Below are 12,887 nucleotides of genomic sequence, written 5' to 3' on the forward strand. Positions count from 1 at the left end.
GTGTCAGGGCCGAACGGAGGGAGAGGTCGTGGGGTGGAGCACCAGCCAGGTGGCCGATCTCGCCGGCACGACGTTGCGCACGATCCGGCACTACCACGACGTGGGCCTGCTCGCCGAGCCCGAGCGCCGCTCCAACGGCTACAAGAGCTACGGCATGACCCATCTCGTGCGGGTGCTCAGGATCAAGCGCCTCACCGATCTCGGCCTGTCGCTCGCGCAGATCGCGGAACTCGGTGACGGGGACGAACATCCCGGCGAGGCGTTGCGCGAACTCGACGCCGAACTGGCCGCGACGATCCAACGGCTGCAACGGATCCGCGTGGAACTGGCATTGATCCTGCGCCAGGAGGCATCGACCGACCTGCCGCCCGGCATCTCGGCGACGGTCGCGGAGGCGAACCTGTCACCGCAGGACCGCGCGGCGACCGTGGTGATCGCCCAGTTGCTCTCACCAGAGGCGCTGGCCACCTACAGCGAGGTGTTGAGGAGCCACTCGAAGGACATCGCGATCGTGGAGTTCGACAACCTGCCCGCGGACGCGGACGAGGAGACCCGCCAACGCCTGGCCGACCGCATGAGCGCGCTCCCGTACGTCCAAGAGATGCGTGCGGCGTTCCCGGATGCCGTCGGCATGTACGGGGATTCGCCGCGGGGCGAGAAGTTCGTGATGCAGACGATGGTCAAGGTCGTGGCCGAGCTCTACAACAAGGCCCAGATCGACGTCCTGATCCGCATGAACGGCTGACATTTCATTGGTTTGGCGCGCCGAAGGGGGCGCGTCGTCGGGGAGGTATTCGCTAATGCGAAAATCGTTGTCGCTGGCTACGGTGGTGACCGCCGCCGCGGCGCTGGTGGCGGTACCGGGGGTGGCATCCGCCACACCGCCGGTGAAGCAGGTGCAGTGGGTCGCGTGTCCCGCTGACGTGGCGCTTGCCGGACTGGAGTGCGGAAAGCTCCAGGTGCCGCTGGACTACCGCAAGCCGGAGGGCCGCCAGACCGAGATCATGATCACCCGGCTGGCCAGCAAGAGCCCTGACAAGCGCAAGGGCATCCTGCTGACCAACCCCGGCGGGCCGGCCGAGGGCCTCACGTTCCCGTTCTCCTTGAAGGCACAGGGAATGCCGCAGAGCGTGCTGGAGGCCTACGACGTGATCGGCATGGACCCGCGCGGCATCGGCTACAGCTCGCCTGCCACGTGCGACCTGACCGAGGCGCAGATGGCTACGGGAAGCGTGCCGCCGTACGCCGTGACGCAGGCCGATGTGCGCAAGCGGGCTGAAGAGGTCAAGACGATGGCACAGCAGTGCCTCAAGTCCTCAACCGCCGACGAACTGCCGTACAACACGACCGCGAACATCGCCCGCGACCTGGACCGCGTCCGCGCCGCACTGGGTGAGAAGAAGGCCTCCTACCTCGGCCACTCCTACGGCACGTACCTGGGCTCGGTCTACGCCACGCTGTTCCCGAGGACCAGCGACCGCGTCGTGCTCGACAGCAACCTCTCCAAGGGTGGCTGGGACGTCGAGGGTGGCCGCATGTACAGCCTCGGAGTGGAGGACACGTTCCCGGACTTCGCGAAGTGGGCGGCGGCACACCCCGAGTACGGGCTGGGCACCACGCCGCAGCAGGTGCGAGCCAAGTACTTCGAGCTCGCGGGCAGGCTGGACGCGAAGCCGTCCTTCGAGGGCGTCACCGGTCAGCACTTCCGGAGTCTGGTGTTCGGCGGCCTCTACAAAACCGGTGACGCGGCGTTCTCGAAGATGGCCGCGCAGTGGAAGGCGCTTGACAACGACCAGCCGCTGCCGCCCACGGAGGTACCGGAGCTCCCGCGCGTGGAAAGCCTGATCTCCGGCCGCCTGCACGTGATCTGCGGTGACTCCCAGTGGCCTTCGTCTGTCAGCACTTACGAGCGCAACGTCGCCGTGGACCGCCTCCGGTACCCGATGTTCGGTGCCGCGGGGGCGAACATCTACCCGTGCGCGTTCTGGCCGAAGCCGGTGGAGAAGCAGGTGCTGCCGTCTGACCGCGGGCCGCGCAACATCCTCATGGTGCAGAACGAGCGCGACCCCGCCACGCCGCTCGTCGGCGCCCGCTCGACGCGCCGGGCGTTCGGTGACCGGGCCGCGATGATCACCGTCGACCAGGGCGGGCACGGCGCCTACCTGTTCGGCAAGAACAACTGCGCCAACGACAAGGTCACCGAGTACCTGCTCGGTGGACAGCGTCCGAGCGATGTGAAGTGCGCGGCTGAAACCGGCTGATTCCCGAAGGGCCGGCTCGCTCACCACCCAGACCGGCACCGGCGGCCGCAAAACCGCCGAAGGCAGTATCCGGCCGCGTTTGAGGTTGGTTCGGGCGGGCCCGGGTAGCTGTCACCAGCAGCACGTCCCGTGGCCCGCCCGAGTCGAACTGCGCCGCAGCCGATCCGGCTGGATTGGCCTGTTGCGACAGCGGCGGACAGCTCAGCGTTTGTGGTGTGTGAGAGGCCAGTGGAAGCGTGTCCGTAGAGGCAACGGTATGGCTGCACGACGTTGATGATCTTGGATTCCGCAGGGCAGCCGCAGTGGAGCGACCACATGTCCACAGTGGACAGTCCAAAATGAACGGTCCCACCTACTAATGCAGGTGGGACCGATTCCGTATTGTGCGCCGCCAGGGACTCGAACCCCGAACCCGCTGATGAAGAGTCAGCTCAGTTCAGTTCACGATCGACGTGTTGCCTCGTGCCGTGCGGTGAGGGCGTGTCCGCCGCAGTGGAGCGACCGCGGAGCAAGCACGCCTGGTTTGATCGGTTGCTGGAGCCGCGCACAGATTGGTGGCTTGGGCGGGAGGCGATCGGCGGACATGGCGTCCACGGTGGACTGAGCTGCTATCGCCTTGGAACATCCCCATGGGCGTGGGCGGACGTTGACCGTGGCGGGCTGTGAGCACGGGCCGGCCGCCGGCGGGACGGCCGGCCCGCAGCGGGCTCAGCCCGAGCTGGTCACGCGCCAGGCGGTGCAGTTCAGCACGTCGGCGTTGTGGCAGGTGCGGATCAGGGCCCCAGCGACCATCGGCGTCCAGGTCGCGGCGCAGGGGGCGCCGGTGCCGTTGGGCCAGCAGTTGCCCGAGACGGTGTGCTCGTAGATGACGGTGCCGTTGTCGCGCCCGGACTGGGTCGCGGTGCGGTACGGGCGGTTGTCGCTGTTGGCGGTGACGCGGGTCCAGTAGGCGCCGCAGTCCCAGCTGTGCCGGAGCTCGACGAAGTCACCCCAGTGGGCGTAGAAGGACTCGACGGTGTAGCCGCTGGCGGCGCAGCCAGAGGACTGCGGGTCCTGCCCGGCGCAGCCCTGGCCCCAGCAGGCGGCCTGCTGGGAGGTGGCGGGCTGGGGGGCGGCGGGCGCGGCGCTGGCCGGTGCCTGCTGCAGGGAGAGCGAGGCGAGGAGCAGGGCCGCGGCGGCCGCTGCCTTGCCGAGGAAAGAGGTCAGGCTCATGCTGGTTCAGCTCGCATTTCTTGCTCGGGTGGCGGGGAGTTCGTGCGCGGCGGTATGGTCGGAAACACAGGCACCGCGACATCTTTCGTGAAGGTTCCGGTGGCCGCGGAGACGCACGGGCGGCGCTATCGTGCGGTCGGGCCGGGGGACACGGCAAGGACTTCATCCAGGGTTGAAACCGCAACCACAACGCTGGTTGCTGTCTTAAAGTCGCCCCGTCAGCGGCTTTCGACCCCGGGGAAGACGGATGCGTGAATCCATGCCGCGCGCTGCGCTGTCCAGCACTTCCTCCCCGGGGCGCAACAATCCTGGAGCATTGATGCGCAAGATCCTTTCCCGTGGCGCGGTCGTGACCGCGGTGGTGGGCGCCAGCCTGGTGCTGGCCTCGCCGCTGGCGATGGCCGGGCCGGAGAGCGCGACCTGTTCGGTGAGCGACTGCGATCTTTTCGACGTCCCCGGCTTCCCGGGTGGCACCCTCTCGGTGGACGCCGACGTGCACGGCGTCGGGATCGGCCGCTGGTACGTCTGGGGGCCGAACGGCTACAACTGCAGCAACACCTTCCACGCCTCGGCGGGCCCCGCCTCGTGGCTCTGCCACAACGTGCCCGCGGGCACTTACAGCGCGCGAGTCGAAGGCCCGCAGGGCCCCTCGAGCATCGGCCTCCGCTGGTGAGCGCGCGGGTTCGGGTCGCGGCGGTCGCGCTGGCCGCGGGGGCCGCGCTCGCGGGTCTGCCCGCAGTGGCGGTCGCGGACACCGGCAGCTATACCGTGAGCAGCCAGAACGTCAGCAACACCTTCTGGTACCGGTGGTACCTGGACCTGCCCGCGGAGGTCCACCAGGAAGGGCTGCGGTACTTCTTCAACGCCACCGACGTCGCCATGTGCACGGCGGACTGGGATCGCGGGACCCTGTACCGGATCCAGGCATACGCGCCGGGCTCCGGGAAGCAGCCGGCCAGCAGCAGGACCGACGCGATCGTCGACTGCCGGTACTTCCTCGCCTGACCAGGCGCTTCCTCCTTTGCCCGCAACAACTCAGGGATATCGATGCGCAAGATCCTTTCCCGCGGCGCGGTCGTCGGCGTGATCGCCGCTTCCGCCGCGGTGCTCCTCCCCCAGGCCGCTTCGGCCGCGGCCTTCTCCTCCACCTGCCAGGCCACGGTCTGCGACCTCTACGTCTCTGGTTACAAGGGTGGCGGCCTGTCCATCGACGCCGACGTGCACGGCAGCGGCACCGGGCGCTGGGAGCTGTGGAGCCTGGACGAGAACTGGTACCACGTGCAGGACTTCGACGCGGCCGCAGGGCCCGGCTCGTGGTTGCGCAGCTGGTCGCCCAAGGGCCGCTACCACGCGCGGGTGACCGGCCCGGCGGGTCCGACGACGATCGGCCTGCGCTGGCTCGACAACCCGACCGGGAGCTGAGCCGATGCGCGAGAAGCTCTTCCGGGGAGTCCTTCCGGCCGTCGTCGCGGTGAGCGCCTTCGTGCTCATCCCCCAGGTCGCGCACGCGGGCGGCAAGTACACCGACTGCTCCACCGCCTCCTGCGAGTTCGGCCTGACCATCGAGGCCACCACCTTCCACGTCGACGCCGACGTGCACGGCAGCGGCACGGCCACGTGGTCGGTGTCCGGTCAGGGCCGCACCTGCAGCACCACGTTCCGCGCCGAGGACCCGGCCCGGTCCTGGACCTGCTCCAACTACCCCACCGGCCACTACACGGTGAAGGTCTCCGGACCGCGGGGGCCGTCCAACATCGGCATCCGCTGGTAGCGCGAGGAGAACGCTGAGCCGGGTCCTCGTCACCGGCGCCGTCGTCACCGGCGCTGCCACCGCCCTGCCGCAGGTGGCGTTCGCGGGCCCGGCCGGCCGCACCTGTCCCGTCGTCGGCAACACGCGCGAGCAAATCAATTCCCGCTTAAAAAACCGTTGCCTCCGCCATCTTCGGCTGCGGACTAGTTTTTCGTCAATCCGAACCGAAAGGTGAACGGGCGTGAAAAGACCCAAGCACGCTGCTGGCGCGGCGGCCGTGGTCGCGGCGGCAATGCTATTCCCGCCGGCGGTGGCGCAGGCGCACGGACCGGTCCACGAGAATCCGCCGCAAGCGCAGAACGACAGCCAGCTGAAGGTGCTGGACCGGCTGGACAAGCTGGCGCCGGAATGGTCGAACGGTGACGACGTACTGGTCACCGGAAATGGTGACGAAGACGGGTTCCACCTCTTCGTCGGCCGGGAACGCGATTCCTACGCATTCCGCTCACTGGCCACGGTGAAGCCCTTCGACGCCGACGACCGGTGGCTCGGCCAGTACTGCCTGACCAGCGACCGCGCGCACGTGGTGGTCAGCCTCATCACCAGCCGCGCGGTGAACAAGCCGAAGTACCTCGCCGCCGGCGGCCTGGTCTACTCGGTCGCCCTCGCCGACGGCGTGGTCAAGCCGGTCGCCACCGGTGCCGCGGTCAACAGCGCCAGCCTGCGCTGCGGCCAGGACGGCAGAGCCGCCGTGCTCTCCTACAGCGACACCGAGACCACCAGGACCGGTGTCTTCGCGATTGATCCCGCCGCCGCGAAGACCACCCAGGTCGCCAAGCTCGACGGCCAGTTCGTCGACCCGGTGCTCGACGGCGCGCAGACCTTCCTCCGCCGCGGCAACCAGATCGTGCGCGTCACCACGGCCAAACCCGAGCAGGCCGAGGTCGTGCACGAGGCCAAGGGCGGCATCGAGATCGCCGGGGTGCGCGGCCGGACGCTCGAGTTCGCCGAACGCGCGGGTGAGCGCACCGTGCTGCGCGCGCTCAACCTCGCCAGCCGCGAGCTCACCGAGCAGGCCACCACCGCCGACCCGGGGGCACAGCTGCTGACCCCGGCGGCCGGCCCGACCAAGCTGCTCGGCACCGAGCGGGCGTCCAGCACCGGTGTCGCCGCCGCGAAGCCGAAGGCTGAGCAGTACGAGAAGGCCGCCAAGCCCGGCCCCGAGATGCGCGTGCGCGACGTCAGCGCCGAGGGCAGGATCGGGCTCACCGACCTGCCCAAGTCGGTGCAGGACAAGCGCGGCCGGAGCGAGGAGCTGGGCAGCGGGGTCGCGCTGGTCTGGCTCGGCAACGGCGAGACGCTGCGCACCGGTGTGCAGCTCACGCCCGGTACCAAGGTCGGCACCGGCGTGCCGCCGCAACGGATGACCGCGGCGGGCGAGCGGAGCGCGCAGGGCAACTTCACCACGCCCAAGTGCGCCGTGCCCCGCAACCAGCCCAACCGCCAGGCCTACGGCCCGATCGCCAACCAGGCCGCCTGGGCGGTCGACCTGGCCACCCTCAAGTCACTGCCCTCACGGCCCGCCAACTACCGGGAGACCGGGCTGCCCGCCTACAGCCCCAGCTCGGACTTCCCCGTGGCGGCGCTGAAGCCGAACAGCGGCCGGGTGCCGCCGGTGGTGATGAACGGTGTGCTGGCACAGGAAAGCGCCTACAAGCACGCCACCTGGCGCGCGCTGCCCGGTTCCGGCGGCAACCCGCTGATCGGCGACTACTACGGCGCCAAGGGCGGACTGGACAACATCGACTACGACCAGGCCGACTGCGGTTACGGCATCGCGCAGGTGACCACGGGCATGAGCGCCTCGGACACCAGCATCACGCCGAACGGCAAGGCCAAGATCGCCGTCGACTACGCGGAGAACATCACCGCGGGCATGCAGATCCTGGCGGACAAGTGGAACACCCTCCAGGACATGGGCATCCGGATGAACAACAGCAACCCGGAGCTGGTGGAGAACTGGTACTTCGCGCTGTGGGCGTACAACTCCGGCATCCAGCCGAGCGCGGCCACCGGCAACCCGACCGGCTGCACCCCGAGCCCGTCCTGCACCGACCGCGCGGGCAACTGGGGCCTCGGCTGGACGAACAACCCGAACAACGACTCCTACCGCGACGGTCGCACGGTCTTCCTGCGGCAGAGCTACGCCGACGCGGCGCGCCCGTGGGAGTGGCCGTACCAGGAGCGGGTGCTGGGCTGGACCGAGACGCCGATCAAGGACTTCAAGGGCGTCGACGCCTACCGCCCGGCGCTGAAGAGCCCCGGCAACACCAGCAGCGGCACCATCACCTACCCCGACCGCAAGCTGCTGTGCACCAGTGCCAACAACTGCAACCCGGACACCGCCAAGCGCTGCAACTACACCGAGGGCGACCTCGCCTTCCACTGCTGGTGGCACTCGCCGGTGACCATGCAGGTCGACTGCGTCAAGGTGTGCGCGGCCTCGCCGTACGCCTTCCGGGCCGGCGACCCGGAGCCCGCGGGGGACAACCCGTGGCCGCCCGCGTGCTCGAAGGGCCTGCCCTCGGGCGCGATCATCGTCGACGAGACCAACTCGCCCCGCACGAACATCTTCTGCAACGGGGTCGACTGGTCCAGCGGCGGCACGTTCACGCTGGACTTCGGCAAGACCTCGGCCGGCATGCCGATCTCGGAGATCAACTTCCACCAGGTGGCCACCGGCATGGGCGCGCACACCTGGTTCGCGGGCAACGCGCTGGCGAGTGAGCCCGCCAAGCGGGTGACCGGCACCTGGAAGCCGAACCTCGGTGCGAACGGCACCTACATGGTCCGCGCGCACATCCCGACGGCGGGCGCGTCGGCGGGCAGCGCGGTGTACCGGATCAAGACCGCCAACGGCACGGTCTCGGAGAAGGTGATCAACCAGCACGAGCACTTCAACCACTGGAAGTCCCTCGGCGTCCACGTGCTGGGCCCGGGTTCCACGGTCGAGCTGAGCAACATCACCAAGACCGACACCACCGCCGATGTGGGCACGGTGGCCTGGGACGCGCTCGCACTGGTTCCGGTGCAGGGCACGTACTTCGAGGACAAGGTCGACAACATCGCCTACTTCGACGAGAACCAGAACCTGGACACCCTGATCCCGGCCAGCTGGATCGCGGGCAAGCTGGAGAGCCGCCAGTCGATCTACAACTGGGCGATGGACCTGACCGGCCAGGTCGTCTCGAAGCCGGTCTGCGGTGAGGTGGCGAGCGACCAGTGCGTCCGGCCCGCGGTCAAGGACGTGTTCACCGCCTGGCGGGACAACATCGTGCAGGCGGGCACCGACCCGGTCAACCATCCGCCGGGCAAGAGCATGTCGCAGTGGCTGGGCTTCTCCAACCCCGTCAGCCAGCGGCCGGCCTCGGCCTACCTGCCCGACTGGTTCCTCAACGACGACCTGTCGTACAAGATCCGCACCCAGGCGACCGCGTCATTCCTGCGGGGTGACGACGGGCGCATCGTGCCGGGCTCGGAGGACGTGGACTACCAGCACCGCACCGGGAACACCCACCTCCCGCCGGTGCTGCTGCCCCTCTTCGGCGCGCTGCACCGCGACTACGGCATCGTGCCGCCGGACCTCCAGTTCGACCTGGTGGACGCCAACCAGCACAACCACAGGACAACGCACGTCAACGGCAACACCAGCGGTGCGTTCAACGCACGGGCCTACCGCTTCGGCGGGGCGCCTCCCCAGCTGGTGCAGCTGCCGGGGGCGTCAGGCGGCACGGTCGACTGCGTGGTCGCGCACGGTGCCGGCGGCGGTGCGATCGCGCTGCGCACCGCGCTCGGCAGCGACTACCTCACCGCGCAGGTGGCCCGGTGGGCGAACCAGATCAAGGCCGGGCGTGACCTGAAGAACATCCCGCACGGGGTGGCGCAGACCGCGCTGGACCTGCAGAACCTGTTCTTCGACCCGAACCCGGCCACCGGCTCGCCGTTCGTGCACGCCTCCCCGATCCACCAGGAGCTGCACTTCGCCTCCTGCGCGGACCAGTCGCTGCGCAAGGTCAACGCCTCCACCCCGGTGGCGCTGAACAGCTTCATGCCGGACCAGTACCTCTACCGCGATGGCCAGGCGATGAACCTGGACGGCTCGTCCCGCACCTCGGCCGGTCCGGTCATCAGCGGCAACTACGGCAACTTCGTCGCCCTGCCGCCCCGGCAGCACCAGTGGGGCTTCTGCCAGCGGCAGCCGCAGGGCGAGACCCCGGCGCGCGGTGAGCAGGAGGGCAACCCCTGGGGCATGGCGCTGGCGGATGCCGCGGACGCCAACCCGACCCGGATGGTGTTCTGCTCCGACGGCACCGTCCCGCACCACGACTACGGCTGAGCCGAACCCCTGACTCGAGAGGAGACAACCATGCGGAAGATCTTCAGCGCGACCGCCGCACTGGCACTCGCCCTTGGCGTGCTGGCCGTCGGACCGACCGGGGTGGCCAGCGCGTCAGCGGCCGAGTGCCGGAGCGGGTCCAACGGGTTCGTGGACATGCCGGACAACGCGACCGGCACGTACGCGACCGGGTTCACGGTCAACGCCGGTGCCAACCCGGTGTACTTCTCGCTGTACTACGGCACCGTCAACGGGGTGCAGCGGGGCTGGGCGCACCTGGCCGGGAAGACCTCCCCGGCGGGCAGCGACCGGTTCTGGATGGACTTCTCCGGCGGGCGGGTGACGCCGTGGCTCCAGTGTGGACCGTTCGCCAACAACAGCAACGGTGGGCCGGCCACCACACCGGCCCAGCGCACCCATCCCGACTACAGCTTCCGTGTCTGCGGTTCGGTCTACCCCGACCCGACCGTGCGGTGCTCGGCCTGGTGGTAGCCGGTCCCGGTGCCACCCGCCCGCCCCCGCTCCGGGTGGCGGGCGGGTGGCTTTGACCCGCACCGACATCTCCAGGTCGAAGCGGTCGCCCTGGAGATGCGGCGCCGCTCGCTGAGGTCCCAACGACGCGAGGGCTGTCTCCGCATGGTGGAGACAGCCCTCAGACCACATCGAACTGCTGACGATCAGGCGAAGGGGGTGCAGTGGTAGCGACCGCCGCCCACGTTCACGCAGGCCCGCCATGACGTGCCCTGACGGTTCAGAATGGAGGTCCAGCCCTTGCCCCCGCCGAGCGGGCCTTCCCAGCCACCCGGGATTGCCTTGTCGAGGTGGACGTCCCGGCCCGAGGTGTCCTCGCCCTGCACGGTGGAGTTGTTGTACACGTAGAGGCGGAGGGTGCCACCGCTGCTGGGGTATTCGGTGCAGATCAGGGTGCCGCTCGGCTGCCTCGCGCAGCCTTGGGCCGAAGCACCGGGCGCGGTGACAAGCATCCCGGCAATCGCCGCCGCTCCGATCACGACAGCCGAAACTTTCACGCGCAGGGACATTCCCTCTCCCAAAGTTCTCAAGTCCTCCATAACTGGACGGCAGGGACGCTAACAGAGGCGGCTTCCCACAACAGCATGTCCGGAAATTGCCGTGCCGGTTTCACATATGCCTTAAGTGATCAGTTCAGAATGAGCTGGCGTGTCGGCTTTGCCGATGCCGCACGGTGTTCCAAGATCGCCGTGTGCGTGAGGAGGTCTTGACCGAGGAGTTGTGGGCCCGTCTGGAACCGCTGATCCCGGTGCGTCCGAGGCGCTTTCGCCATCCGGGGCGCAGGCGTGCCGACGACCGGGCCGCGTTGGAGGGGATCCTGTACGCGGTGCGCACCGGCATCGGGTGGAACCGGCTGCCCACCACACTGTTCGGCGCCTCGGGCACCACCTGCTGGCGACGGTTGACCGAGTGGCACGAGACCGGCGTCTGGCAGCAGTTGCATGAACGCCAGCTTGCCGAGTTGCGCGTGGCCGGGCTGCTGGACCTCTCCGCCATGCTGGTCGACTCCACCCACCTGCGCGCCCTCAAAGGGGGGACCACACGGGCCCGAGCCCGGTCGACCGGCGCAAGCCCGGCTCCAAGCACCACCTGATCACCGACGCGACCGGCATCCCGCTCACCGTCACCCTGACCGGCGGGCACCGCAACGACGTCACTCAGTTGATCCCGCTGATCGACGCCGTCCCGCCGATCCGTGGCGTGGTCGGCAGGCCCAAGCGGCGCCCGCGCCGGCTCTACGCCGACCGCGGCTACGACCACGACAAGTACCGCCGCCTGGTCCGTGCCCGTGGCATCACGCCGGTCATCGCGCGCCGCGGCGTCGAACACGGCTCCGGTCTCGGCAAACTCCGCTGGCCGGTCGAACGCACCTTCGTCTGGCTCAGAGGCTTCCGGCGGCTACGCGTACGCACCGAACGACGGTCGGATGTTCACCAGGCGATGCTCAGCCTGGCCTGCGCGATCATCTGCCTCCGCAAACTCATTCTGAACGGGCACAAGCGAGCTGGAGTAGCCCGAGATGGATGTCTGCGCGGCGTTCGCAGCGGGTGCGGAGTCGTTGAACGCGGGCGGCCAGGCGAAAGCGCGTTCGACGACCCAGCGGACCTCGCCGAGTCCGGAACCATGCTCGGTGCCCCGTCGGGCGATACGAGGAGGCATGCCGCATTCTCCGAGCAGGCGCCGTTGGTTGTCGAAGTCGTCGCCGCGGTCGGCGAACAGTTCGCCAGGCCTGCGGAGTGGCCGCCCGCGAAGGCCGCCGATCGGGTGGACGACCTTCGGCAGTGGCAGGAGCTGGGTGACGTCGTGGCGGTCGCCGCCGCCGCCAGCAAGTCACTCCTGGCCAGCCCGCCACCGAGACCGGTAGCTGGTTCCAGGCGATTCCAATCTTGAGTACGAACCGATCCCGCCGGCACGGCACGGTCACCGACCGGCTAGCGGCCAGGAAACCGATACCGTCGTCCAGACAAGATCATCAGACACCGGACGCAGCCTGCCGAAGATCACCCCCTGCGGCTTGCCGAGCGGCGCAACCCCGGCGGCTGACCAGATGTTTCCCCGGTCCTGAGCGTGTCGTCGAGGGCCACCGGTTTACCCGGCACGGCCGGCGCTGGTCTGCCGGTGGCTGCGCCCGCTTGCCGGGATTCCCATCGCGGGTGTCCGGGGCCACGAGTTCAGCGGTGCGCTACTGGAAGGCGATCACCGTCACAGCATTCGGTGCCGAACCGACGCGGGCGCCGACGCGGTCCGATGGCCGCATCTTTCGGCCGTGATGATCTTGGGTTCCGCTGGCTGCCCGCAGCCGAGCAACCACGGAGCAACCACGCGTCCACTGTGGACAGTCCAAAATAAACGACCCCACCTACTGATGCAGGTGGGGTCGATTCTGTATTGTGCGCCGCCAGGGACTCGAACCCCGAACCCGCTGATTAAGAGTCAGCTGCTCTGCCAGTTGAGCTAGCGGCGCTAGGTTTTCCGCGTCGTCCGGAGGGCTCCCCGTCCGACGTGGAGAACATTAGCACAGGGGTTTCGCAGACTAGAAATCGGCTGGTCATCGCCCTGCGGCTACTCCGTTCAGGCGATCTTTGGGTGATCAAGGACCGGGGGCAACCCGGTAAGCCGCCGTGGCGTCCTTTGGGGTAGAAGAGTGCGGTCCGTCCGATCTGGACTCATCGTCCGTTGGTCTTGCGGTTCCGCCACGCACGGGTGTGTTCGTGTAGCACACTGTGCTCCCCCTCTG

10 protein-coding genes, 1 tRNA gene and 2 pseudogenes are annotated in these 12,887 nt (G+C 68.8%); 9 read left to right on the top strand and 4 right to left on the bottom strand.

Going from position 1 to position 12,887, the window contains the following annotated elements; translation table 11 throughout:
* The first annotated feature begins 28 nt into the window (after window positions 1-28).
* Both M8C13_RS34925 and M8C13_RS34930 read left to right on the top strand, forming a co-directional pair.
* The gene (locus M8C13_RS34925; protein WP_252485063.1) at window positions 29-745 is read left to right on the top strand and encodes a MerR family transcriptional regulator; all 717 of its coding nucleotides are present in this window, start codon (window positions 29-31) and stop codon (window positions 743-745) included.
* Window positions 746-800: 55 nt separating this feature from the next.
* Window positions 801-2,261 carry an alpha/beta hydrolase gene (locus tag M8C13_RS34930; RefSeq protein ID WP_252485064.1) on the top strand — a complete coding sequence of 487 codons (1,461 nt, stop codon included), beginning with the start codon at window positions 801-803 and terminating at the stop codon, window positions 2,259-2,261.
* Window positions 2,262-2,969: 708 nt separating this feature from the next.
* Here the strand turns inward: M8C13_RS34930 and M8C13_RS34935 are convergent.
* The gene (locus M8C13_RS34935; protein ID WP_252485065.1) at window positions 2,970-3,473 is read right to left on the bottom strand and encodes a DUF2690 domain-containing protein; all 504 of its coding nucleotides are present in this window, start codon (window positions 3,471-3,473) and stop codon (window positions 2,970-2,972) included.
* Window positions 3,474-3,792: 319 nt separating this feature from the next.
* Here M8C13_RS34935 and M8C13_RS34940 point away from each other — a divergent pair, with 319 nt between their 5' ends.
* From M8C13_RS34940 to M8C13_RS34965, 6 genes are all read left to right on the top strand, one after another.
* A complete protein-coding gene (locus M8C13_RS34940; RefSeq protein ID WP_252485066.1) occupies window positions 3,793-4,146 on the top strand; it encodes a hypothetical protein in 354 nt (117 codons plus the stop codon).
* Window positions 4,143-4,478 (top strand): hypothetical protein, encoded by a 336-nt coding sequence (locus M8C13_RS34945; protein WP_252485067.1) that lies wholly within the window; start codon window positions 4,143-4,145, stop codon window positions 4,476-4,478. Before M8C13_RS34940 ends, M8C13_RS34945 begins: the two co-directional genes overlap by 4 nt.
* Before the next feature lie 42 nt (window positions 4,479-4,520).
* The gene (locus tag M8C13_RS34950; RefSeq protein ID WP_252485068.1) at window positions 4,521-4,895 is read left to right on the top strand and encodes a hypothetical protein; all 375 of its coding nucleotides are present in this window, start codon (window positions 4,521-4,523) and stop codon (window positions 4,893-4,895) included.
* A gap of 4 nt (window positions 4,896-4,899) precedes the next feature.
* Window positions 4,900-5,244, top strand: a complete 345-nt coding sequence (locus M8C13_RS34955; RefSeq protein WP_252485069.1) for a hypothetical protein — start codon at window positions 4,900-4,902, stop codon at window positions 5,242-5,244.
* Window positions 5,245-5,464: 220 nt separating this feature from the next.
* Complete coding sequence (locus tag M8C13_RS34960; protein ID WP_252485070.1) at window positions 5,465-9,619, top strand: hypothetical protein; 4,155 nt, start codon at window positions 5,465-5,467, stop codon at window positions 9,617-9,619.
* Between the two features lie 30 nt (window positions 9,620-9,649).
* A complete protein-coding gene (locus M8C13_RS34965; RefSeq protein WP_252485071.1) occupies window positions 9,650-10,111 on the top strand; it encodes a hypothetical protein in 462 nt (153 codons plus the stop codon).
* A 185-nt stretch (window positions 10,112-10,296) separates the two neighbouring features.
* On the opposite strand, the gene M8C13_RS34970 is transcribed toward M8C13_RS34965, so the two are convergent.
* Window positions 10,297-10,659, bottom strand: coding sequence for a hypothetical protein (locus M8C13_RS34970; RefSeq protein ID WP_252485072.1), 363 nt, complete (start codon window positions 10,657-10,659; stop codon window positions 10,297-10,299).
* Between the two features lie 182 nt (window positions 10,660-10,841).
* Between M8C13_RS34970 and M8C13_RS34975 the strand changes: the two are divergent.
* Window positions 10,842-11,626, top strand: a pseudogene (locus tag M8C13_RS34975) (IS5 family transposase); the annotation flags it as partial.
* 4 nt (window positions 11,627-11,630) lie between these two features.
* Here M8C13_RS34975 and M8C13_RS34980 read toward each other — a convergent pair.
* Window positions 11,631-12,108: pseudogene (locus tag M8C13_RS34980) on the bottom strand (hypothetical protein); the annotation flags it as partial.
* 433 nt (window positions 12,109-12,541) lie between these two features.
* Window positions 12,542-12,614: transfer RNA gene (locus M8C13_RS34985), tRNA-Lys, on the bottom strand.
* Window positions 12,615-12,887: the final 273 nt, after the last annotated feature.

The sequence above is a fragment of the Crossiella sp. SN42 genome (genome assembly GCF_023897065.1).
In the GTDB taxonomy this organism is placed as follows: Bacteria; Actinomycetota; Actinomycetes; order Mycobacteriales; family Pseudonocardiaceae; genus Crossiella.